Origin of the sequence: Streptomyces sp. NPDC051322, assembly GCF_040689485.1 — a bacterium.
In the GTDB taxonomy this organism is placed as follows: domain Bacteria; phylum Actinomycetota; class Actinomycetes; order Streptomycetales; family Streptomycetaceae; genus Streptomyces.
Genome location: NZ_JBFBAK010000020.1, coordinates 1 through 22,043, shown reverse-complemented (window position 1 = coordinate 22,043; position 22,043 = coordinate 1). Strand labels below are relative to the sequence as shown.

24 protein-coding genes are annotated in these 22,043 nt (G+C 69.6%); 10 read left to right on the top strand and 14 right to left on the bottom strand.

Going from position 1 to position 22,043, the window contains the following annotated elements:
• The first annotated feature begins 118 nt into the window (after positions 1–118).
• Complete coding sequence (locus tag AB0436_RS29805; protein ID WP_366471053.1) at positions 119–817, top strand: YafY family protein; 699 nt, start codon at positions 119–121, stop codon at positions 815–817.
• Here the strand turns inward: AB0436_RS29805 and AB0436_RS29800 are convergent.
• The gene (locus tag AB0436_RS29800; protein WP_366471052.1) at positions 804–1,190 is read right to left on the bottom strand and encodes a VOC family protein; all 387 of its coding nucleotides are present in this window, start codon (positions 1,188–1,190) and stop codon (positions 804–806) included. The genes AB0436_RS29805 and AB0436_RS29800 overlap by 14 nt on opposite strands.
• 130 nt (positions 1,191–1,320) lie before the next feature.
• Between AB0436_RS29800 and AB0436_RS29795 the strand changes: the two genes are divergently transcribed.
• Entirely contained in the window at positions 1,321–1,857 is a 537-nt protein-coding gene (locus tag AB0436_RS29795; RefSeq protein ID WP_366471051.1) for a GNAT family N-acetyltransferase, read from the top strand.
• Positions 1,858–1,955: 98 nt separating this feature from the next.
• Here the strand turns inward: AB0436_RS29795 and AB0436_RS29790 are convergent, their stop codons facing one another.
• Positions 1,956–2,507, bottom strand: a complete 552-nt coding sequence (locus AB0436_RS29790; RefSeq protein ID WP_366471050.1) for a carboxymuconolactone decarboxylase family protein — start codon at positions 2,505–2,507, stop codon at positions 1,956–1,958.
• 68 nt (positions 2,508–2,575) lie between these two features.
• On the opposite strand from AB0436_RS29790, the gene AB0436_RS29785 reads away from it, so the two are divergent.
• Complete coding sequence (locus AB0436_RS29785) at positions 2,576–3,055, top strand: MarR family transcriptional regulator (RefSeq protein ID WP_366471049.1); 480 nt, start codon at positions 2,576–2,578, stop codon at positions 3,053–3,055.
• A gap of 46 nt (positions 3,056–3,101) precedes the next feature.
• On the opposite strand, the gene AB0436_RS29780 is transcribed toward AB0436_RS29785, so the two are convergent.
• Positions 3,102–3,629 (bottom strand): DUF4232 domain-containing protein, encoded by a 528-nt coding sequence (locus AB0436_RS29780; RefSeq protein WP_366471048.1) that lies wholly within the window; start codon positions 3,627–3,629, stop codon positions 3,102–3,104.
• Between the two features lie 277 nt (positions 3,630–3,906).
• Here AB0436_RS29780 and AB0436_RS29775 point away from each other — a divergent pair, with 277 nt between their 5' ends.
• The gene (locus tag AB0436_RS29775; RefSeq protein WP_366471047.1) at positions 3,907–5,217 is read left to right on the top strand and encodes a helix-turn-helix transcriptional regulator; all 1,311 of its coding nucleotides are present in this window, start codon (positions 3,907–3,909) and stop codon (positions 5,215–5,217) included.
• A gap of 19 nt (positions 5,218–5,236) precedes the next feature.
• Here AB0436_RS29775 and argS read toward each other — a convergent pair whose 3' ends face one another.
• Complete coding sequence (gene argS, locus AB0436_RS29770) at positions 5,237–7,003, bottom strand: arginine--tRNA ligase (RefSeq protein ID WP_366471046.1); 1,767 nt, start codon at positions 7,001–7,003, stop codon at positions 5,237–5,239.
• A gap of 177 nt (positions 7,004–7,180) precedes the next feature.
• Here argS and lysS point away from each other — a divergent pair, with 177 nt between their 5' ends.
• Positions 7,181–8,992, top strand: a complete 1,812-nt coding sequence (gene lysS / locus AB0436_RS29765; RefSeq protein ID WP_366471045.1) for a lysine--tRNA ligase — start codon at positions 7,181–7,183, stop codon at positions 8,990–8,992.
• A 74-nt stretch (positions 8,993–9,066) separates the two neighbouring features.
• Here lysS and AB0436_RS29760 read toward each other — a convergent pair whose 3' ends face one another.
• The 3 genes from AB0436_RS29760 to AB0436_RS29750 all read right to left on the bottom strand — a co-directional run bounded on the left by AB0436_RS29760 (position 9,067) and on the right by AB0436_RS29750 (position 12,204).
• On the bottom strand, positions 9,067–10,461 hold the full coding sequence (locus tag AB0436_RS29760; RefSeq protein ID WP_366471044.1) for a DUF2637 domain-containing protein: 1,395 nt from the start codon (positions 10,459–10,461) through the stop codon (positions 9,067–9,069).
• Positions 10,462–10,554: 93 nt separating this feature from the next.
• Positions 10,555–11,265, bottom strand: a complete 711-nt coding sequence (locus AB0436_RS29755; RefSeq protein ID WP_366471043.1) for a DUF3558 family protein — start codon at positions 11,263–11,265, stop codon at positions 10,555–10,557.
• 99 nt (positions 11,266–11,364) lie between these two features.
• Positions 11,365–12,204 (bottom strand): DUF3558 domain-containing protein, encoded by an 840-nt coding sequence (locus tag AB0436_RS29750; protein ID WP_366471042.1) that lies wholly within the window; start codon positions 12,202–12,204, stop codon positions 11,365–11,367.
• 163 nt (positions 12,205–12,367) lie between these two features.
• Here AB0436_RS29750 and AB0436_RS29745 point away from each other — a divergent pair, with 163 nt between their 5' ends.
• Positions 12,368–13,561 carry an RtcB family protein gene (locus AB0436_RS29745; protein ID WP_366471041.1) on the top strand — a complete coding sequence of 398 codons (1,194 nt, stop codon included), beginning with the start codon at positions 12,368–12,370 and terminating at the stop codon, positions 13,559–13,561.
• A 60-nt stretch (positions 13,562–13,621) separates the two neighbouring features.
• On the opposite strand, the gene AB0436_RS29740 is transcribed toward AB0436_RS29745, so the two are convergent.
• The 3 genes from AB0436_RS29740 to AB0436_RS29730 form a co-directional block, all read right to left on the bottom strand.
• Positions 13,622–14,395 carry an SDR family NAD(P)-dependent oxidoreductase gene (locus AB0436_RS29740; RefSeq protein ID WP_366471040.1) on the bottom strand — a complete coding sequence of 258 codons (774 nt, stop codon included), beginning with the start codon at positions 14,393–14,395 and terminating at the stop codon, positions 13,622–13,624.
• Between the two features lie 93 nt (positions 14,396–14,488).
• Entirely contained in the window at positions 14,489–14,824 is a 336-nt protein-coding gene (locus AB0436_RS29735) for a YnfA family protein (protein WP_366471039.1), read from the bottom strand.
• Positions 14,825–14,852: 28 nt separating this feature from the next.
• Positions 14,853–16,304 (bottom strand): FAD-dependent oxidoreductase, encoded by a 1,452-nt coding sequence (locus AB0436_RS29730; RefSeq protein WP_366471038.1) that lies wholly within the window; start codon positions 16,302–16,304, stop codon positions 14,853–14,855.
• Positions 16,305–16,455: 151 nt separating this feature from the next.
• On the opposite strand from AB0436_RS29730, the gene AB0436_RS29725 reads away from it, so the two are divergent.
• Together AB0436_RS29725 and AB0436_RS29720 are read left to right on the top strand one after the other, a co-directional pair.
• Complete coding sequence (locus AB0436_RS29725; RefSeq protein WP_366471037.1) at positions 16,456–17,088, top strand: TetR family transcriptional regulator; 633 nt, start codon at positions 16,456–16,458, stop codon at positions 17,086–17,088.
• Between the two features lie 113 nt (positions 17,089–17,201).
• A complete protein-coding gene (locus tag AB0436_RS29720; protein WP_366471069.1) occupies positions 17,202–17,651 on the top strand; it encodes a MarR family transcriptional regulator in 450 nt (149 codons plus the stop codon).
• Here AB0436_RS29720 and AB0436_RS29715 read toward each other — a convergent pair.
• Together AB0436_RS29715 and AB0436_RS29710 are read right to left on the bottom strand one after the other, a co-directional pair.
• Entirely contained in the window at positions 17,620–18,366 is a 747-nt protein-coding gene (locus AB0436_RS29715; RefSeq protein WP_366471036.1) for a Mut7-C RNAse domain-containing protein, read from the bottom strand. The genes AB0436_RS29720 and AB0436_RS29715 overlap by 32 nt on opposite strands.
• 112 nt (positions 18,367–18,478) lie before the next feature.
• On the bottom strand, positions 18,479–19,339 hold the full coding sequence (locus AB0436_RS29710) for an NAD(P)H-binding protein (RefSeq protein ID WP_366471035.1): 861 nt from the start codon (positions 19,337–19,339) through the stop codon (positions 18,479–18,481).
• Positions 19,340–19,535: 196 nt separating this feature from the next.
• Between AB0436_RS29710 and AB0436_RS29705 the strand changes: the two genes are divergently transcribed.
• On the top strand, positions 19,536–19,802 hold the full coding sequence (locus AB0436_RS29705) for a hypothetical protein (protein WP_366471034.1): 267 nt from the start codon (positions 19,536–19,538) through the stop codon (positions 19,800–19,802).
• Here AB0436_RS29705 and AB0436_RS29700 read toward each other — a convergent pair.
• Positions 19,792–20,340 carry a GNAT family N-acetyltransferase gene (locus AB0436_RS29700; protein WP_366471033.1) on the bottom strand — a complete coding sequence of 183 codons (549 nt, stop codon included), beginning with the start codon at positions 20,338–20,340 and terminating at the stop codon, positions 19,792–19,794. The two genes, AB0436_RS29705 and AB0436_RS29700, sit on opposite strands and share 11 nt — an antisense overlap.
• A gap of 29 nt (positions 20,341–20,369) precedes the next feature.
• Positions 20,370–21,179, bottom strand: a complete 810-nt coding sequence (locus AB0436_RS29695; protein WP_366471032.1) for a helix-turn-helix domain-containing protein — start codon at positions 21,177–21,179, stop codon at positions 20,370–20,372.
• A 98-nt stretch (positions 21,180–21,277) separates the two neighbouring features.
• On the opposite strand from AB0436_RS29695, the gene AB0436_RS29690 reads away from it, so the two are divergent.
• The gene (locus AB0436_RS29690; RefSeq protein WP_366471068.1) at positions 21,278–21,883 is read left to right on the top strand and encodes a TIGR03086 family metal-binding protein; all 606 of its coding nucleotides are present in this window, start codon (positions 21,278–21,280) and stop codon (positions 21,881–21,883) included.
• Positions 21,884–22,043: the final 160 nt, after the last annotated feature.

The window sequence follows — 22,043 nt, the reverse complement described above, 5'->3', positions numbered from 1 at the left end:
GGGTCACGGATGTCGTGGCCCGTTTTCGCTGTGCGGTCGTCCGCGGCTGCGCGCTGCGGCGCTCCGGACTCCCGGGCCGTGGCCACTTTTTCGGCCGGTACCTTATAGGTTGGCTTGTGTGAACCGTACCGATCGCCTCTACGCCCTGGTCGAGGAGTTGCGTGCGGTCGCGCCCCGGCCGCGCAGCGCGCGCTGGCTGGCCGGTCGTTTCGAAGTGAGCGTGCGGACGGTCGAGCGGGACATCAGCGCGCTGCAGCAGTCGGGCGTGCCGATCTACGCCGAGCCCGGCCGCACGGGCGGCTACTGCCTCGACAAGGCGCGCACGCTGCCGCCGGTCAATCTGACGCCGGGCGAAGCGGTCGCGATGGCGGTGGCGCTGCGGCGGCTGGAGGGCACGCCGTTCCAGGCGACCGCGGGCTCGGCGCTGCGCAAGCTGGTCGCGGCGATGCAGGGCGACGATGCCGCCGCCGCCCATGACCTGGCGGGCCGCATCCACCTGTTCGGCGACGGGCCCGCCACGCCGGCGGTGCCTCGCATGGTGGCCGACGCGCTGGACACCCGCCGTGTCCTGCGCATCGGCTACGGTGACCGCGACGGTGCCACCTCGATGCGCGAGATCGAGCCACTCGGCTACATCGGCAAGACCGACCACTGGTACCTGGTGGCCTGGTGCCGGCTGCGCGACGCCCTGCGCGTCTTCCGTACCGACCGGATCACTTCGGTCTCGGTCACCGCCGAGGTGCCCCCGCCCCGCGTGCTGCGCAGCGAGGATCTCGACATCCCGGAGGGCGTCGTCCGTCAGCTCACCTTGAACTGACGGACGGCGGCGTGAACACCGAGAAGTGGTTACCGGCCGGGTCCAGCAGATGCGCGAACGTCACCCCGACCGGGTTGACCTGCGGCGCGCGCTGGACCTGGCCGCCCGCCTCTTCGGCCCGTCGGCAGGCCGCCTCGACGTCCTCGACCAGCACGCTGAAGATGGCGTAGCCGGGCATTTTTCCGTTGGTCGCGAAGAGCCCGCCGTGCAAGCCCTCCGCGTCACCCGTGGTGAGGACCTGGTACGCCGGGTCGGTGCTCTTCGTGTCGTCCTGCACGGCCGTCCAGCCGAACACGTCACCGTAGAACCGCTTCGCGGCCGCCGGGTCGTCGGTGCCGATCTCGAACCAGCCGATGCCGTTGAATCCAGGCATGTCATCCCTCTCGTGTCGCACCGGGCCTCTCCCGGCACGGCCCACCCTCGGGGACGGCGGCGACAACCCCCTGTCGGTGTTTACGCGCAACCGAACGATGGTCTGAGAGCTCGCTGCGATCATTCCTGCCATGACGGTTAAGTGGAACGGCAACGAGGTCACCTTCCGACGTGCCACCGGCGTGTGCATGGACGAGGTGCTGAGCGTGCTCGACGAGGTGGCCGGTTGGCTCAACGCACGCGGCGTCAGCCAGTGGCCTCCGCACTTCGAGGCCGCGTGGGTCGAGGGGGCTGTCCTCCGTGGTGATACGTGGCTGGTGGGCATCGGTGAGAAAGCGGCGGGCACCATGACCCTGGACTGGTCGGATCCGCTGTGGGCGGACGTCGCCGGCACGGCGGGGTATGTCCATCGGATGGCCATGTGCCGCTGGGCGGCCGGACTGGGCGTCGTCGTTCTCGACTGGGCAGGCGACACCGCCCGGCGGCGCGGAGTTGACGCTCTGCGGCTGGATTGCGTGCAGGCCAATGGGCGACTCCGGGCCTACTACGAGGCGTACGGCTTCGTGCACCGAGGAGACGTACCGGTGGGAGGCGCACCCGGCCAGCGGGAGGATGACGGCCCGCTCACCTGGGTCAGTCGCTACGAGTTGGACCTTGCCCGGAAGTGACCGGCCTCTTTCACTGCGTTCCTGTCAGACGTTCAGCCGCGTCGCTGGTCGGCGGCGAAGCCGGCGAAGGCCGCCCAGGCGGCGGGGGCGAGCGCGGCTCAGGCGAACGCCTTGAGCTGGTCGTCGACCGGGGCGTCGAGCAGGCGGTTGGCGAGGGTGGACGTGGTGTAGGCGCCGATGCCGAGGACGACCTCCAGGGCGTTCTGCGGTGTGTAGCCGTGGCCCAGGAAGGCACGGAGGGTGGCGTCGTCCACGGCTCCGGCGGTGGCGAGGACCTCCAGGGTGAAGGCGCGGACGGCCGCCAGGTTCGGGTCGGCGGGCGGCTGTTGGGCGCGCAGGGCCTCGATGAGCTCGGGGTCCGCGCCGAGGGCGGTGAGCTTCGCGGTGTGCATGGCGACGCAGAGGTGGCAGCCGTTCCGGGCGGCGATGGTGAGGATCAGGGTCTCGCGGGCCAGCGGTTCGAGGGTGGTGGACTCGAACAGTGCGCTCATCTTGAAGAAGCCCTCGAGCAGCTGGGGCGAGGTGGCCATCCGGCCGACCCCGACGGGGAGGTAGCCGAGCCGGTCGGCGGTTGCCTGCACGGTGCGGCGGGCGGCGGCGGGGGCGGACTCGACCGTGTGATCGGGGAAGTGGGCGTGGGTCAGCGGCATGAGAGGGCCCTTCGGTAAACTCGACAACGTGATTGACGAAAAGGTAAACCACGTTGTCGAGTTTGGCAATGGCTGAGGGCGCGGCGGAGCCGGGGCGCGGCTTCGAGCTGCCGTTGTTGCTGTTCGCCGGGTTCCGTTCGCTCATCGATGAGCTGCACGCCGAACTGGCCCGGCAGGGGCACCCGCAGGTGCGGGCCGCTTACGGGTTCGCGTTGCAGGCGGTGGGACAGCAGGGCGCCACCGCGAGCGAGGTCGGGCGGCGGCTCGGTGTCTCCAAGCAGGCGGCCGGGAAGACGGTGGAGCGGCTGGAGGCGCTGGGGTACGTCGAGCGCTTCGACGATCCGGCGGACGGCCGGCGGAAGCTGGTCCGGCTCACCGCGCGGGGCGTCGACGTGCTGGTGCGCTCGGCCGAGATCTTCGACCGGCTGCACGCCGGGTGGGCGGACGCGCTGGGCAACGGCCGCCTGGCAGAAATGGAGTCGGGTCTCAGGACCATGGTGCCGGAGGGGGCCTTCCGGCTCGACGCGGCGAGCTGGTTCGCGGGATGAGGCGTGCGGGGTGTGCGTTGAGCGCCACGCACACCCCGCGACTCCGCTACCAGACCAGCGCGTCGGCCGCCGAGTACTGCCAGTACGAGACGTAGGCGCCGTCGTTCACCACCGTGCCGGCCGGGAGCTTCAGCGTGTCCGGAGCGGTGTGGGTCGAACCGCCGTTGCGGGCCTTGAAGGTGAGCGTGGCGTGCTTGGCCCTGTGCTGGTGGTGGTGGCCCTCGCCGGCCAGGCCCAGCGACGCGTAACCGGACTCGCCGGGGAAGAGGCTGACCACGGCCTGCGGCTGGCTGTCCATGAGGGTCTTGGCGTGCCAGGTGTCGTGGTCGAAGCTGACGGTCGGCGCGTAGTAGGCGTCGCAGGTACGGGTGCCGGTGTTGGTGATCTTGATGAGCAGGTGGTTCACCGGGCGGCTCACCTTGCTGACCGTGACCTTGGTGTTGCTGCCGACACAGGTGACCCGCTTCGCCGCCTTGGCCGGTGTGGCGGCGGTGGCGGCGGCCGTGGAGAGGCCGGTCAGGGCGAGTGCGGCGACCAAGGTGGTGGCAGCAATGCGGGTGCGGCGGATGTTCATGGTGAGTGGTTCTCCCCGTGTCGTTCGGAATGACGTGTCAGAAGTGCGTGATGAGAATCGCGACGGTCGCCGTGGACGCGGCCAGGACGACCAGGGCCACGAGATCGGTGAGGCCGGACCGGAATCTGCTGGTCACGGACTCAGCTTGTGGGGTGGCTGATTCCGGCCGCAATCGTTCCCGGTCCATTGGGGACGCTGGAACGCCTGCGCGTACTGTGACCTGGGCCGATATGAGGTCCCTGGAACGCCTGCCTGGGACGCGGTACGAGGGGGAACAGTGGCAGTGGGCTCGGAGACCGAGGAATTCGCCGCGCTGCTGCGGAGGCTGAAGGACCGTTCGGGGCGCAGCTACGGCGTGCTCGCGGGGAAGCTCCACATGAGTACCTCCACTGTCCACCGTTACTGCAACGGCGATGCGGTGCCGACCGAGTACGCGCCGGTCGAGCGGTTCGCGCGGCTCTGCGCGGCGACCCCGGACGAGCTGGTCGAGCTGCACCGGCGGTGGATCCTGGCCGACGCGGCGAGGCGGCGGCCGAAGGGCGCGGTGGCCGCGGAGAAGGTGATTCCGGACGAGGTGGTTCCGGAGGTCGTCCCGGTGGTCGCGCCCGAGCCAGAACCGGTAAGCCCCGCCGCTGCCACCGCCGCCCGCACCGCCCGCTGGACGAGGCGACGACAGCCGTGGCTCATCGGAGCCGCCGTCGCTGCGAGCGTCGCCGTGGCCGTGCCGGTCGCGGTGGCTCTCACGCAGTCGGGCACATCGCATCCGTCGGGCACGTCCACGGTCGCCGGTGGCCCCGGAGAGATCCCGTTGCCTCCGAGTTCGTCAGCGCCGGCCGAACTGTCGAAGCGGCCGACCGGCTCCCCGACCCCGTCCCGGTCCGCATCGCCGTCCGCCTCCGCATCCCACAGCCGTGCGCCCTCCGGGGCCCTGGGCGCCGACGGGGACAGCGTGCCCGCCGTGCCGCTGAGCGTGGACGTGCGGCCGTACGTCTGGGACGGGCCGTGCAGCCAGTCGTACCTGGTGGACCGGAAACCGGACCGGGTACCGCCGCCCGAGACCGAACAGGACGCCGCGAACTGGGCGCGGGCGCTCGGCGCGGTGTCCTCCGGCGGCGCGCGGATCGAGTTGTCCGTGCAGGGGAAGACCACGGACGCGGTGGTGCTGCAGGCCCTGCACGTGCGGATCGTGGGGCGCCACGCCCCGCTCGACTGGGCGTCGTTCGCGATGGGGGACGGCTGCGGCGGCGGACTCGTCCCGGCGGCCTTCGACATCGACCTCGACGCGGGGATGCCGATGGCCCGTGCGAAGGCCGGGGTCCAGGGCGACCGCAAGATCCCGGCCACGGACTTCCCGTACAGGGTGTCCACGACCGACCCGCAGGTGCTCGAGGTGAACGCGCACACCGCGGGCCATGACGTCAGCTGGTACCTGGAGCTCCGGTGGAGCAGCGGCGACCGGCACGGGACGCTGCGCATCGACGACCACGGCAAGCCGTTCCGGGCGAGCGCCCCCGGGAACGGCCAGCCGCATTACGTCTACCCGCTGGGAGGCGACGGCTGGGAACCCGCCGTCGAGCAGGGCGATTGAAACCTTCTGCGGCGGTGGTTCAGAGCCGCTCGGGGGTCCGGATGCCGAGCAGTTCCATGCCCTGGTGGAGCGTGCGGGCGGTGAGCTCGCAGAGGAACAGCCGGTTCTCGATGTGCGCCGGGGTCTCGGCCTTGAGGACCGGGCACTCGGCGTAGAACGTCGTGTAGTGCGAGGCCAACTGGTAGAGGTACGCGGCCAGTTTGTGCGGGGCGTACTCGGCGGCGACCTCGCTGAGCGTTTCGGCGAACCGGTCCAGGTGCAGGCCCAGCGTGCGCTCGGCCGGAGCCAGTGCCAGCTCCGGGTGCGCGGCGGGCCCGGTGTCGCCCGCCTTGCGGAGGATCGACTGGATACGGGCGTACGCGTACTGGAGGTAGACGCTGGTGTCGCCGTTCAGCGACACCATCTGGTCCAGGTCGAACTTGTAGTCCCGGCTCGCGGACGTCGACAGGTCCGCGTACTTCACCGCGCCGATGCCGACCTGCGTGCCGCGCTCGGCGATCTCCTCCTCGGTGAGGTCCTGCGCCTTCTCCCGCACGACCGCCGACGCGCGCTCGGTGGCCTCGTCGAGCAGGTCCTCCAGCCGCACCGTCTCGCCCTCACGGGTCTTGAACGGCTTGCCGTCCTTGCCGAGGACCGTGCCGAAGGCCAACTGGTAGGCCTTGACCTCGTCGCTCAGCCAGCCGGCCCGCCGGGCCGTCTCGAAGACCATCTTGAAGTGCAGGGCCTGCCGGGCGTCCACGACATAGAGCAGCGTGTCGGCCTTGAGCTCCTGCACCCGGTTACGGATGGCGGAGAGGTCGGTGGCCGCGTAGCCGTAACCGCCGTTGGTCTTCTTGACGATGAGCGGCACCGGGTTGCCGTCCGGGCCCTTCACGTCGTCGAAGAAGACGCAGAGCGCACCCTCGGAGCGGACCGCGACGCCGGACTCCTCCAGCAGGCGGCAGGTCTCCTCGAGCATGTCGTTGTAAGCGGACTCACCGACGATGTCGGGGTCGCTGATCTCCATGTCCAGCTTGTTGAAGACCGAGTAGAAGTAGATCTTCGACTCGTCGACGAACTGCTGCCACAGCGCGCGCGTCTCCGGGTCCCCGGACTGCAGGGCGACCACCCGGTCACGCGAGCGCTCCTTGAATGCCTCGTCGGAGTCGAAGACCGCCCGGGACGCCTTGTAGATCCGGTTGAGCGCGGACATCGCGGCCTCGCCGGCTGCCTCGCCGCCCTCGTGGTCCAACTCGTGCGGGTGCTCGATCAGGTACTGGATGAGCATCCCGTACTGGGTGCCCCAGTCGCCGATGTGGTGGCGGCGCACCACGGTCTCGCCCTCGAACTCCATGATCTTGGCCATCGCGTCACCGATCACGGCGGAGCGCAGGTGCCCGACGTGCATCTCCTTGGCGACGTTCGGCTGGGCGTAGTCGATGACCGTGGTGCCCGGGTTCGCGGCGAACGGCACTCCGAGGCGGCCGTCCGCGGCGCGGGCGGCGAGAGTCTCGGTGATCGCCCGGTCGGCGAGCGTGATGTTGAGGAAACCGGGCCCGGACACCTCGATGTCCTTGATCAGCTCGTTGGCCGGGATCGCCGCGGTGACGGTGGCCGCCAGCTCGCGCGGGTTGCCCTTGAGCTTCTTGGCGAGCGCCAGGATGCCGTTGGCCTGGAAGTCGGCCCGGTCGCTTCGGCGCAGCAGCGGATCCGCGACGCCGGCGTCCGGCAGAGCTGCCGTCAGGGCGTCCGAGAGGTGCTGCTGAAGCGTCGAAGCGAGGGATGTGACCGAGACTGGCTCAGGCATGGGGCCGGCTGCCGTTTCCTTGGGGGTACGAGGGATGGACCCAAGTATCCCATGGCCGGTAAAGCCATTTTCGCGGTCGGCGGGGGACCTGGGACAATGGCTGTCGCCAGTACTGGCAGACGGTACCCGCACACGGTACTCGCGGACCGTACTCACCGGCGTACGAGAAAGAAGGACGTGCCGATCGTGGCTCAGAGCACAGAGACCGACTGGGTCTCCCGTTTCGCGGACGATGTCATCGCCGAATCGGAGCGTCGTGCCCAGGGCGCGAAACTCGGCGGCGCGGCCTCGCCGGTGATCGTCGTGGCGTCCGGGCTGTCCCCGTCCGGGCCGATCCACCTGGGCAATCTGCGCGAGGTCATGACCCCGCACCTGGTCGCGGACGAGATCCGGCGGCGCGGGTACCAGGTGCGGCACCTGATCTCGTGGGACGACTACGACCGGTACCGCAAGGTGCCGAACGGCGTGCCCGGCATCGACGACTCCTGGGCCGAGCACATCGGTAAGCCGCTGACCTCGGTGCCCGCGCCCGCCGGGTCCGCGTACCCGAACTGGGCCGAGCACTTCAAGGCCGCGATGGCCGAGGCGCTCACCGAGCTGGGTGTGGAGTACGACCCGATCAGCCAGACCGAGCAGTATCTGGCCGGCACCTATCGCGAGCAGATCCTGCACGCGATGAAGCACCGCGGCGACATCGACGCGATCCTCGACCGGTACCGGACCAAGAAGGACCCGGCGCAGGTGGACAAGCAGGCCGACAAGCAGGTCGACAAGCCCTCGAAGAAGCAGAGCCAGAAGCAGAGCCAGAAGCCGCTCGACGAGGCCGAGATCGAGGCCGCCGAGGGATCCGGCGCGGCGGACGAGGACGACGGCAGCGGCGCCGGCACCGAGTACTACCCGTACAAGCCGTACTGCGGTTCGTGCGGGAAGGACCTCACCAAGGTCACCGCGTATGACGACGAGACCACGTCGCTGACCTACACCTGTGCCCACTGCGGGCACTCCGAGACCGTGCTGCTGAGTGAGTTCAACCGCGGCAAGCTGGTCTGGAAGGTCGACTGGCCGATGCGCTGGGCCTACGAGGGCGTGGTCTTCGAGCCGAGCGGTGTCGACCACTCGTCGCCCGGGTCGTCGTTCGTCGTCGGCGGGCAGATCGTCCGGGAGATCTTCGACGGCGTGCAGCCGATCGGACCGATGTACGCGTTCGTCGGGATCAGCGGCATGGCCAAGATGTCGTCCTCGAAGGGGGGCGTGCCGACCCCGGCCGACGCGCTGAAGATCATGGAAGCGCCGTTGCTGCGCTGGCTGTACGCGCGGCGCAGGCCGAACCAGTCGTTCAAGATCGCCTTCGACCAGGAGATCCAGCGGCTCTACGACGAGTGGGACGCGCTGGCCAAGAAGGTGGCCGATGGTTCCGTGCTGCCCGCCGACGCGGCCGCGTACTCACGGGCGACCCGCACCGCCGCCGGTGAACTGCCGCACACCGAGCGCCCGCTGTCCTACCGCACGCTGGCGTCGGTCGCGGACATCACGGCGGGCGCCGAGGACCAGACGCTGCGGATCCTCAGCGAACTGGACCCGGAGAATCCGATCGCCTCGCTCGACGCGGTACGGCCACGGCTGGACTGCGCCGAGAACTGGATCACCACCCAGGTCCCGGCCGAGCAGCGCACCGTGGTGCGCGACGAGCCGGACACCGAGATCCTGACCGGCCTCGCCGACCAGGACCGGGAGTCGCTGCGACTGCTGGTCGACGGTCTGGACTCGCACTGGTCGCTGGAGGGCCTGACGGCGCTCGTCTACGGCGTGCCGAAGATCCAGGCGGGCTTCGCACCGGACGCCAAGCCGACCCCGGAGATGAAGGTCGCGCAGCGCACCTTCTTCGCGCTGCTCTACCGGCTGCTGGTCGGCCGCGACACCGGGCCGCGGCTGCCCACCCTGCTGCTCGCCGTCGGCGCCGACCGGGTACGGAAGCTGCTCGGCGCCTGAGCGCACGGCACGGCTGAGGGCCGCCGCCCCGGGAACGTTCCCGGGGCGGCGGCCCTCAGCCGTGTTCGTCGGCGCTAAGCGATGTGTTCCGCGTCCAGTTCGGTGTTGTACCGGACCTGGAAACGGTTGATGTAGCCGCGCATCGAACTGTCGCTGAGGGTGTCGCCGTTGCGACCCGTGACGCCGTACAAGTCCTTGAGGTAACGGCCGAACTGACGCGGTGTCGGGGACTCGTTGTTCTCGCTGATGTACTTGCGGAACGCCGTGAAGTACGCGTCCTCGCGGGTGACATCCTCCGGCAGACCGGTGGTCTCGGGCCCCACCACATCGGCCACCCCTTCCGCCAGAGCCTCCGTACGCGGTCCGGGCACGGCACGGCCGAGGGGGCGGGTGCGGTGGGGGCCGGAGGGGACCATGACCTGGGGGTGCTCCGGGTCCTCGGGGGCGTCGGTCTGTTCCGTGGCCTCGGCGTACGGCTGTGGGTCGTACGGCTGTTGGTCGTAGTCCTGCGGGGATTCGTACTGCTCCTGGTACTGCTCCTGGTATTGCTGCTCGTAGGTCACCTGGTCGTACGTCACCTGGTCGTACGTCACCTCGTACGCCGGGTCGTAGGTCCCCGCATACTCCTGGGACACCTGCTGCGGCGCGAACCACGGGCTCTCCTGCGGGGCCTGTTCCGGCTCCGGCTCGGGCTCCGGCTGTGCGGGCGCGGCCACGGCGGGCGTCTCGGCGGCGGATACGCGCGCCGCCTCCAGAGCGGGGGCCGACGGCAGCAGCACCGGCTCGACGCCGGCGGCGGCGAGGCCGGAGGGGCCCGTCTCGGCGAGCGGGACCCCGTACTTCGCGAGGCGCAGCGGCATCAGTGACTCGATCGGGGCCTTGCGCCGCCAGTTGCGGCCGAACCGCGCCTGTAGCCGGGCCCGGTAGATCAGCCGGTCCTGTTCGAGCTTGATGACCTCGTCGTAACTGCGCAGCTCCCACAGCTTCATCCGGCGCCACAGCCGGAACGTGGGAACCGGGGAGAGCAGCCACCGGGTGAGGCGGACGCCTTCCATGTGTTTGTCGGCGGTGATGTCGGCGATCCGGCCCACCGCGTGCCGCGCTGCCTCGACGCAGACGACGAACAGGACCGGGATCACGGCGTGCATCCCGGTGCCGAGCGGGTCGGGCCATGCGGCCGCGCCGTTGAAGGCGATCGTCGCCGCGGTCAGCAGCCACGCGGTCTGCCGCAGCAGCGGGAACGGGATACGGATCCAGGTCAGCAGCAGGTCCAGCGCGAGCAGCACGCAGATGCCCGCGTCGATACCGATCGGGAACACCAGCGAGAACCGGCCGAAGCCCTTCTCCTGGGCGAGCTCGCGCACGGCCGCATAGGAGCCCGCGAAACCGATCCCCGCGATGATCACCGCGCCTGCGACCACCACGGCGACGAGTATCCGGTGCGTGCGTGTCAGCTGCATCGCGGCCACCCGCGTTCCCCTCCCGATTTCGACATCTGGCGGGCACAGCCTGGCACATGTGTGCGGATGGTGTTGCGCGGGTGGGTCGGAGGCGGCTCGGAGCTACTTGTTGGCGGCGGCCACCGCGGCCACCGCTTCCTTGCTCGCGGTCTGGGCACCCTTCGTCATATCGCTGACGGACGGCGACTTCGAGCCCTCGAAACCGGCACCGTTGTGGTTGACGACGACCACCACGTTCTCCGTGCGGATGACGACCAGGGCGTAGTTGAAGTCCGCGTCGGTCTTGCGCTGCTCGTAGGTGACCATGGTCGCCTCGTTGCCGAGACCGGTGGCGGGAGACGACTTCACGTTCTTGGCGCCGTCGGTGGCCTGGACATCGCTGACGGACTTCGTGTACTGCTGCTCGGCACGCTTGGCGCCGCTGCCGAGCACCGGGTCCGAGTCGTAGCGGAGATAGGAGACGGACAGCCAGCGGTACTGCGAACCCTTGGTGCCCTTGCTCTGCAGGCCGTTCCAGGAGCAGCCGGCGCGTGCCGACAGATCGCTCGACTTGTCCTCGGTGCCCGACTTGTCCTTCACCTTGGGGACCAGGTCCGCGATCGTCTTGGCCGAGATCGACTTGCAGGCGTCCGGCAGCTTGGCGAACACGGCCTTCTCGACGGTCGGTGACTTCGACGGGCTCGGCGTGCTCGAGGGGCTGGATTCCTTCTTGCCGCTGGAGCCGGAGTCCGATGAGCAGCCGGCGACGACGAGCATCACGGGGACGGCTGCACAGGCGAGGAGGCGGGTGAGTCGCGGGGCTGATCGGTGCATGGTTCCTTCGCTCATGTGTCGTGCGGGCGGTGTCGTGCGGGCGGTGTCGTGCGGTTCGGGTTCGGGGCGCCACGGTACGCCGGGGGCGGCGGGTGGTGGCTATTCGCCGATCTGTCCGGCGAGTTTGTGTGCCAGGGCCTGGGCCCGGTCCTGCAGGTCCTGGCCGGCCGGTACCTCGGACGTACCGACGGGCTGTTCGCTGTACTCGACCGTGACGATGACATTGGACTCGCGGAAGACCACCCGGACGGTGCGCTGCGGAGTCGCTGCGCCGGGTCCGGACGGGATGTCCTGGAGGTAGGCGGCGCTGCCGAGGCCCTTCAGGACGCGTGACTGGAGGGCGGTGGAGGTCTGCGCGCCGTTGGCGCCGGTTGCGTCGGTGGATCCGTCGGACGCGGTCGCGTCGTCCGAGCCGTCCGAGGTGTTCGCGTCATCGGTGGTGCCGGACGGGGAGCCGGAGGGCGATCCGGACGGCTTTCCGCTGGGGGTGGCGGTGCCGGCGGAGTCCGGCAGGTCCGCTGCCGTCTCCCTGTCCTCGTACAGCGCTTTCGCCCGGTCGTCGTCGCTGACCGCGTTGTCGTAGCTGACCACCCGCTCCATGTCGACGTACAGACGGTGCGACGTGGTGGCGTCTCCGCCCTTCCAGCGGCAGCCGACCCGGCGGTCGGTGTCGAAGGTCGGTTCCGGCGTGCCCGCGTACACCTTCTCCTGCTGCTCCTCGGGCAGGCCGGCCGCCCCGGGGAACATGTCCTTGAGCACGCCACGATCGCTCGCGCCACAGGGCTCGGGCAGCGTCAGGTATTTCCCCGGTGCGGCAGCCGGCGTGGTCTCGCCGGGCTTCGAGTCGTCGGGGGAACCGTTATTCCCCGAGCCCGATGTACAGCCCGCGACAAGCGCTGCGAACAGCATCAAGCTGGGTACGTACGCCCTACGCTGCACTGGTCCGAGGCTCCTTCGGGACGAAAAACGGATACCGCCCGATGGCGGTGGCCGGACACAATGTCTATCGCACGCACTGGTGTGCATGCCGGTCCGCTGTCGCTTTCGCGGGCCTTGTTGCAGGTTTTTCCTGCTTCTGAACTTTCGGGGGAATCGAGGAGTTATGTCGTATGTAGAGGTTCCGGGTGCGAAGGTGCCCATCCGTATGTGGGCCGACCCTGCCACGGTCGAGGACGGCGCCATGCAGCAGCTGCGCAATGTCTCCACGCTGCCCTGGATCAAGGGGCTGGCCGTGATGCCCGACGTCCACTACGGCAAGGGCGCGACGGTCGGCTCGGTGATCGCCATGCATGGGGCGGTCTGCCCGGCTGCGGTCGGCGTGGACATCGGCTGCGGTATGTCGGCGGTGAAGACCTCACTGACGGCCAACGATCTGCCGGGCGATCTGTCGCGGCTGCGCTCCAAGATCGAGCAGGCGATCCCGGTCGGCCGGGGGATGCACGACGACCCGGTGGACCCCGGTCGGCTGCACGGGTTCCCGACGGCCGGTTGGGACGGCTTCTGGGAGCGGTTCGACGGAGTGGCGGAAGCGGTCAAATTCCGTCAGGAGCGGGCGGTAAAGCAGATGGGTTCGCTCGGTGCGGGAAACCACTTTGTCGAGTTTTGTCTTGATGAGTCGGGTGTTGTCTGGCTGATGCTCCACTCCGGCTCCCGGAACATCGGCAAAGAATTGGCCGACCACCACATCGGCGTCGCACAGAAGCTGCCCCACAACCAGGGCCTGGTCGACCGTGACCTGGCGGTGTTCATCGCGGACACCCCTCAGATGGCGGCGTACCGGAACGATCTGTTCTGGGCGCAGGAGTACGCGAAGTACAACCGCTCGATCATGATGACCCTCTTCCAGGACGTGGTGCGCAAGGAGTTCAAGAAGGCCCGGGTCACGTTCGAACCGGTCATCAGCTGCCACCACAACTATGTGTCGGAGGAGCGGTACGACGGCATGGACCTGCTCGTCACCCGGAAGGGTGCGATCCGTGCCGGATCCGGTGAGTTCGGGATCATCCCGGGCTCTATGGGCACCGGTTCTTACATCGTGAAGGGTCTCGGCAACGAGAAGGCCTTCAATTCGGCCTCGCACGGTGCCGGCCGGAAGATGAGCCGGAACGCAGCCAAGCGGCGCTTCTCGACCCGGGACCTGGAGGAGCAGACACAGGGAGTGGAGTGCCGCAAGGACTCCGGCGTCGTCGATGAGATTCCGGGTGCCTACAAGTCGATCGAGCAGGTCATCGACCGGCAGAGTGACCTGGTCGAGGTCGTGGCGAAGCTGAAGCAGGTCGTGTGTGTGAAGGGCTGAGGCCGAGGGCGCACCAGGTGAACGACGGCTCCGGGAACCGGTTCCCGGAGCCGAGCCATGTCACAGCTCCCGGTGCACCTTCGTGTTGGAGGCCTGGGCGCGGGGGCGGACCACCAGGAGGTCGATGTTGACGTGGCTGGGGCGGGTGACCGCCCAGGTGATGGTTTCCGCGACGTCGTCGGCGGTGAGCGGCTCGGCCACGCCTGCGTAGACCCGGGCGGCCTTCTCCTCGTCGCCGCCGAAGCGGGTGGTGGCGAACTCCTCGGTCTTGACCATCCCGGGAGCGATCTCGATCACCCGCACGGGCCGGCCGACGATCTCCAGGCGGAGTGTCTCGGCCAGGACCCGGGCGCCGTTCTTGGCCGCCACATAGCCGGCGCCACCTTCGTACGTGGCGTGACCCGCCGTGGAGGAGAGCACGACCACGGTGCCGTCGCCGCTCGCGATCAGGGCGGGGAGCAGCGTCTGGGTGAGGTTGAGGGTGCCGATGACATTGGTCTCGTACATCTGGCGCCACTGGTCGGGGTCGCCGGTGGCGACCGGGTCCGCGCCGAGTGCCCCACCGGCGTTGTTGACCAGCACACCGATGGTGGGGAAGGCACTGGCGAAGGCTTCGACGGCAGGCCGGTCCGTGACGTCCAGGGCGTAGGCGGTCGCCTGGTGACCGGCCGCGTTGATCTCGGCCGCGAGCTCTTCCAGGCGGTCCTTGCGGCGGGCGGTGAGGACGACGCGGTAACCGGCGGCCGCGAGCTGCCGGGCGGTGGCGGCGCCGATGCCGCTGCTCGCACCGGTGACGACGGCGATGCGGTTGGTGGCTGCGGGCGCGGCGGTCATGGGGGTGCTCCTCGGGCATACGGTCGATTCACTGACAGGATAGGCGGCTGGTGCGGCCGGGCCCCGGGCCGCAGGGCTGCAAGCTGCCGGCGGTCATCGGCCGCGCGGCGCGTACATGATGACTGCCATGCCGGCCAGACAGATCAGCGCGCCGGTGATGTCCCAACGGTCAGGGCGGTAGCCGTCGGCCACCACTCCCCAGGCGATGGACCCGGCGACGAAAACCCCTCCGTAGGCGGCGAGGATCCGGCCGAATTGCGCGTCGGGCTGGAGGGTGGCGACGAATCCGTAGATACCGAGGGCGATGACGCCGCCGCCGATCCAGATCCAGCCCCGGTGCTCCCGTACTCCCTGCCAGACGAGCCAGGCACCGCCGATCTCGAAGAGCGCGGCGAGCACAAACAGGGCGGCGGATCGGGCGGTCTGCATGGCCCACAGGGTGGCACGCGGCCGCCGGTCAGCGGCCGAGCAGGGGCGCGAGGTCGCCTGCGGTGTGCTGCTTCTCGCTCGCCCAGGCGATGTAGCCGTCGGGGCGGACGAGAAGCGAGGTGTGCCGGGTGCCTGACCAGTGGGCGGATATGACGTGGGCGGGAAGCTCGGGGGTTCGGCCGGCCGGGGTCACCAGAATCGGGGAGCCTTCTCGCAGCAGGGTGTGGAGGCGGCCTTCGGCGAGGTGCAGATCGGGGGCCCGCTTGCCGGTCAGGTGGTGCGCGCCTCGGCCCGCCGGGTACGAGATACCGATACCGGAGACCATCGCGATGGCTTTGGCGGAGGCGGGGCGGACCGTGCTGAGCAGTCGTGTGCAGACGGAACGGGCTGCGCGCTGGAACGGGGTGTGCGCCATGGCGAGGCGGATCAGGGCGCCGCTGCTGCGGAGCACCGCGGCGCCGACCGGGTGTCGCTCGGACTCGTAGCTGTCGAGGAGTGAGGCGGGGGCGTGTCCCCGCAGCACCGCGGCGAGCTTCCAGGAGAGGTTCGCGGCGTCCTGGATGCCGGTGTTCATACCTTGGCCGCCGGCCGGCGAGTGGACATGGGCGGCGTCTCCGGCGAGGAAGACCCGGCCGGTCCGGTAGGAGGGCGCCTGACGTTCGTCGCTGTGAAACCGGGAGATCCAACGGGCGTCGTGCATCCCGAGGTCGGTGCCGAGGGCGGCCCGGGTGATCTCGCGAACCTCGTCGAGATCGACCGGCGCGGTATCGGGGACCTGGCGGTTGCGGTTCCAACCCATCACGCGGTACCAGCCGTCGCCGAACGAGGCGATGACGGTGAAGGCTTCGCCGTTGCCCCGGACGCTGAGGAGCGTCTCGGGTTCCTCGGTGAGGCGGACATCGGCGAGCACGATGGAGCGGATGACCGCGGTGCCGGGAAACGGCAGACCGAGTGCCTCGCGGACGGCGCTGCGCACTCCGTCGGTGCCGACGAGGTACCGGGCGCGGAGGCTGGTCGGGGTGTGGTCCCCGGTCCGGACCTCCGCGGTGACCGAGTCGGCGTCCTGATGGAGGCCGACGAGTTCCGTGCCGTAGCGGAAGTCCACGGACGCGGACCGGGCTCTGCGTTCCAGCACGCCCTCGACTTCGTACTGAGGGGTGACCAGAAGATACGGGAAGCGGGAGCGCAGCCGGCCGAGGTCGAGAGCGAGCCGGCCGAACAGCTGCAGGCTGCGGATGATCTCGCCCTTGCTTATCAGCTCGTCGGCGAGGCCACGGGCATCGAGCATTTCGAGCGTCCGGGCGTGAACGGCGAACGCCCGGGTCAGGTTGCTGGTCTCCTGCGGACGGCGCTCGACGAGCGTGACGCTCAGACCGGCAGCGGCCAGGTCGCCGGCGAGCAGGAGTCCGGTCGGGCCGGCGCCGACCACGAGGACGTCGGTGGTCGTGGGGCTGCTGCCGGGGCTGGGCTGGTCTGTCATGACGGCCTCCTGCCGATGAGCTTGCCGACGCGAGTTTGCCGACGACAGCTTGCCAACGAGTGTTGGCAAACGCTTGTTGGCAAAGCTATAGCGTTCGCCGGGACGGAGTCAACACTTGTTGGCCAACGACTGTTGGCATAAAGTTGGCGACATGAACGACACGTCGGCTCCGGCCTCTCCCAGGCGCTCGTCCGAAGTCACCAAGGCGGTGATTCTCGAAGCCGCCCGTGAGCGCTTCGCTGCCGACGGCTATGAGCGCGCGACGATCCGGGCCATAGCGCGGGACGCCCGGATCGATCCGTCCATGGTGATGCGGTATTTCGGCAACAAGGAAGCGCTGTTCGCGGCGGCATCGGACATCGATCTGCGGCTTCCCGGGCCGACGGAGCTCATCGGTCTCGGCGAGAGCGGGCCGGGTGTGCTGAGCGAATTCGGCGCACTGCCCGGTCGGCACATCGGCGCCGTTCTGGCCTCCCACTTCGTCGACCGCTGGGAGCAGGACGACGTGCTCAGCGCGCTGCTGCGGGTGGGTGTCACCAATCCGGCGGGTGCCGAGCGGATGCGGAGCATCCTCAAGCGGCAGCTCGTCCCCATCGCCGAAGGAGTCTGCCCCGATCCCGCGCAGGCGCCGGCCCGGGCCGCGCTGGTCGCCGCTCAGATCCTGGGTATGGCGATGGCGCGGTACATCCTGCGCTTTCCGCCTGTCGTCGAGATGAGCAGGGAGGAGCTGATCGCTTGGCTGGGCCCCACGATCCAGCGATACCTGACCGCCGAGGAGCCCTGAGGGCACGGCCGCGGCGCTGCCGGTGCTCCCGGCAGCAGCCGGCTACGCCTGCGCTCTACACTTTCTGCATGGCGCAGAGGACCGGTGAGCAGAGCGAGCGGCGGGATGCTCTGATGGCCGAGATGGGGGTGACGGCTCGCAGATACATGGCGGCGTACGCCCTGTTCAACCAGGCCATGGCCGACCGTCTGCAGTTGCATCCCACCGATCTGCAGTGCCTCAATCTGCTGGGGCTCGAACGCGATCCGGTCACCACCGGGCGGATCGCCGAACTGACCGGACTGACGACAGGGTCCGCGACCCGGCTCGTCGACCGTCTGGAGCGCGCGGGTTACGTCACGCGTCGGCGTGACTCCGGGGACCGGCGGAAGGTACTGGTCGCGACCGTACCCGAGCGCCTGGCGCAGCTCGGCGCGGTCTGGTCACAGCTGAGCGGGGAGTGGTTCGCCATGTTCGACACCTGCGGCGACGAGGAGATCGCGCTGCTGTGCGCGCACATGCGGCGGACGGTGGAGCTCAGTGCCGTGCAGATCAGCCGTCTGCGGAGCGGGGCACTGGACTGAAGTCGCGCAGCGCCGCAGCGACGATCGCATCCAGACGCTGATGGTGTGCGCCCCGCCAGTACACCCGCTCGCAGACCACGCACTGGGCGAAGACGTCGTGCGTGCGCTCGGTGCCGCCTTCGATGCGGTCGCGGACGCTGTCCTTGGTGGCGGGGACGAGGTCGCCGTTGCACGCGGTGCAGCGGGTCCATGGCGCGAGTTCGGGGGTGAACCTGCTCAGCACGTCGCGCAGTTGCTCGTCGGGCTGGTCGCTGTAGACGTAGGCCCCGGCCCACAGCTCGCGGCGCCGCAGCAGGCCCCGGTCACGCGACAGCAGCACGCGTTGTTCGCGCGCCGAAATGGTGGCAAGCGCGGGGTCGCCGATGTCCTCGCTGAAATACGCCGCGTCCACGCCCAGCAGCCGCAGCCGTCGGGCCAGCGTGCCGAGGTGGACGTCGAGCAGGAAGCGGAGCGGGGCGCCGGGCACGTGCTGGGGCCGCTCGACGGCGTACACCTCGATGGACTCGCCCGCGCCGGGGATGTGGGAGGCGCCCACGGGGCGGCCGTCCACCACCAGTCGGCCGGCCTCGGTGAGCGGGACGCCGATCGACTCGATGACGTGGCCGAGGGTGGACCGGCCGTCGGTGATCACCGGCGTACGTCCCTGCCGGTGGCCCGACGGAACGAAGAGGCGCAGTTCGGGGGCGAAGTCGAGGTGGATCTCCGGTCCGTTCACACGGTCAGGATGTCATTGAGCGGATGCCCTGGACCAGTCGTTTCCTGCCGTGGCGGGCGCAACCGGCTGGGCGCAACCCGGTGGGCGCAACCGGGTCCGGGGCGCGAGCGGCTTACGCGGCGGAGGGGCCCGACGGGGTGCGGAAGGCGTCGGCGTTCTCCGCCGCCCAGGTGTCGAAGGTGCGAGCCGGATGCCCGGTGAGTGCCTCGACGTTGCGGGTGATCGGCGTGGGCACGCCGTCGTTCGCCGCCCAGTAGCCCAGCAAGGCGTCCGCGAGGGCGGGCGACAGGTAATCGCTCACGGACTTCTTCCAGGCGCCGGGCGAGACGTGGTTGACGGGGATGGTCAGGCCGGTGGCGCGCTCCAGTGCCGCGATCTGCCCGGCGAAGGTCAGGGACCGCGGCCCCGTGAGGTGGTACGAGGTGCCGTGCAGCCCGGATTCGATGAGCACCGCGAGGGCGGCCTCGGCGATGTCCCGTTCGTGGATCGGATCGGTGTAACTGCCGGGGTAGGGAAGGTCGATGGCGCCCCCGCCCTTCAGCGTCCAGGCCCACTGGAGCGCGTTGGCGGCGAAGGCTCCGGGCTGCAGGACGGTCGTCTCGATGGCGCTGGCGCCCAGCGCCTGTTCGACGGCGAAGTGCGATGCGACGATCGGGCTGTCGGCGGACGCGGGGTCGAGTACCGAGCTGGAGGAGAGCAGCACGATGTGCTGGACGCCTGCCGACTCGGCCCGTTCGAGGAAGGCGCCGATCTGTGCGGGTTCGGCGTAGAGGAAGACCGAGTCGACCGAGTCCAGTGCCTCCGCGAAGGTGGCCGGGTCGTGGAGGTCGACCCGTACGGCCGTCACGCCGGTGGGCACGGCGAGTTCGTCGGGGCGGGCGGATGCGGCCCGGACGTCGGTTCCGTGGTCCTTCAGCAACTGAATGAGGGTGGAGCCGATCTTGCCGCGGCTGCCGGTGACGAGGGTGGTCATGAGGTTCCGTTTCTCGGTGAGCCATTACATGCGCAACGAATAATCTGTGCAACGCAGATAAATATTGGCGACCACGGTCTGCTCGTCAAGCGGATTTCCGGGGGGCCGGCACCGCGCTGCCCGCCGGGTACCCACCAGGGGGTGAAGTCCCGGGGAACCGCGTGCCCTTCGGACGCTCCCGCGCGTTGTATGGATCATGAACGTACGTCGAATCCTCACTGCCGCTGCCGCCGGATCCGCCCTCCTCGCCGCCATCGCGCCGGCCGCTCAGGCCGCGCAGGTCAGTGTCCTCGGGAGCAACCTCAGCAGTACCGCGAAGACCGCCTCGGCAGTCGGCGAACAGGCCAAGCCGCTGGCGGAGGGTGTCGTCGGGGAGAAGGTCGGGGAGAAGGTGCACGCGGTCAAGGACGCGGCCACGGCCGGGAGCGACCTGCTGACGGCCGGTAACGAACTCATGCACTGACGGGCGCGGCGGGAGCAGGGCGCCCACCGGCCCGATCGAGCTCCACCCGCCAGTCGTTGCAGCGCAGCGGTGTGCCCGGCGGGTACTCGAGGTCGCACTCACCCATGAGCGTGAACCCGGCCTTCCGGCACACCGCGTTCGACGGCGGATTGCCGATGGACGGATAGGCGTGCAGATAGCGGTGGGTCCGCTCCTGACCGGCCCACTGGATCACTGCTGCGATCGCGGCTGACGCTATGCCCCGTCCCTGGTGGGCGGTGAGCACGCCCCACCCCGACTCGTACACCCGCTGTCCGTGCCAGTCCCGCTCCCAGTACCCGATGGTCCCCACGGCTTCGCCCTCGGGCAGCACGATCCGGAACATCGTGCCCGCGCCGTCGGTGCCGGCGCTCATGGCGACGTACCGCTCGTGTCTGACGAGCAGCTGTTCCTCGGTTTCCGGGCCGCCCAGGTGGCGCATCAGCTCCGGCGCGTTCATGCGCCGGAGCAGGTCGAGATCACTCTCCGACCACGGCTCGATACGCACGTCCTGTCCCATCTCACCGACTGTAGGCGCAGGGGCAGAGGTCAGCGGATTGCGTACGCCGTCGGCGGGACGCCGATGGTGGCGGTGAAGTCGCGGGTGAGATGCGCCTGGTCGCTGTAACCGAGTTCGTCGGCGAGCCGGGCCCAGTCGATCGCCTTCGCGGTCTCCGCCCGCTCCAGCGCCTCATGGATGCGGTAGCGGAGGATGACCCACTTCGGGCTGACGCCGACGTGGGCGGCGAAGAGCCGCTGCAGCGAGCGTGCCGAAACGCCTTCCTGGACTGCCAGTTCCTCGACGCGCCGGATCGTGCGGTCCCTGCGAACCCGGTCCACCACGTCCATCGCGCGTGCCGCCTGCGGGTCGGGCTCCGGCGCGAGGAGGCACAGAAAGCTGTCCAGTGCGCGCACCCGGTCGTCCTCGTCGGGCGGACTCAACACCTGCTTCGGAGTGGCGGAGACGCTGCCTGCCGGGAAGACCTCCTCCAGCGGCACCCGGCGCCCCGTCCAGTCCGACACCGGCCGGTCGGAGGCGAAGGGACGGAAGCCGCCGGGCCGGAACTGGATTCCGCAGACCCGGCCCCGCCCTTCCAGCCGCTGGGTGAAGAGATCCAGTCCGATGCCGGAGACCTCGCCGAAGGCCGGCGAGCCACCGAATTTCTCGAAGACCACGTTCACCGACGGGTGCGGCACCACATGGGACGTGTACGGCTCGCTCAGGTCCCAGTCGATGAGCCAGTAGTGCTCGACATATGGACGGAACGCGGGCGCCGGCTCACGGCGGCGGAATCGGACGCGGGCAAAAAGCTCGGGAGCGTCGACGATGCCCCGGGTGTCGCGGCGCGGACCAGGCATGACAGCGATCGTATGTCGTGTTTCTTCAAGACGCGGCCGGCTGCGCTCCGTAGCGTGAATGCATGAGCGAAGCCAGAAACGAAAGCAGCAGCGAAGACATGAACGCAGCAGCGCCGGCGAACGGAGCGGGAACCGGTGAGCCGCGCCCGATCAGCGAACTGCTCGAAGCGGCCGCGGCACAGGCCGCACCCATCGTCCGGGCGATCGACGACGCGCAGCTCGCGAACCCCACACCGTGTGCCGAGTACGACGTGCGGAAGCTGCTCAACCACCTGATCCAGGTAGTGATCAACTTTCAGGCACTGGCCGCCCGGCAGGACGTCGAATTCGACGACGGCGCCGATTACCTGGGCGGTGACTGGCGCACCGAGTTCGGCGAGGAGACGCGGCGGCTGATCGAGGCCTGGGCCGCCCCCGGCGCCGAGGAGGGCACCACAGGCGCGATGGGGCTGCCCGCCAGGACGGTGGGGAACATGGTCCTCGGCGACCTGACCGTGCACGCCTGGGACTTGGCGCGGGCAACCGGGCAGGAGTACACGGCGCCCGCAGCGGTACTGGACGAGGCCCGTCCGGTGCTCGCGCAGATGGCGCCGATGGCCCGCAAGGCAGGAGTCTTCGGCGAGCCGGTTCCGGTGCCCGACGATGCCTCCGACCTGGACAAGCTGCTCGCCGCCACCGGACGCGACCCGCGCTGGGCCCGCTAGCAGGCGGGTCCGTCGACCGGGAGCCCCCGGCCAGGTCCTGTCCGGCAGAGATCGGCCGGACAGGACCTAGTGATCTGAGTCAGAGATTCGTCGGCAGTAGGCAGCGACTTTGTCGAGAATCTCGTCGGCGGTCTTCGTCCAGACGAACGGTCTGGGGTGC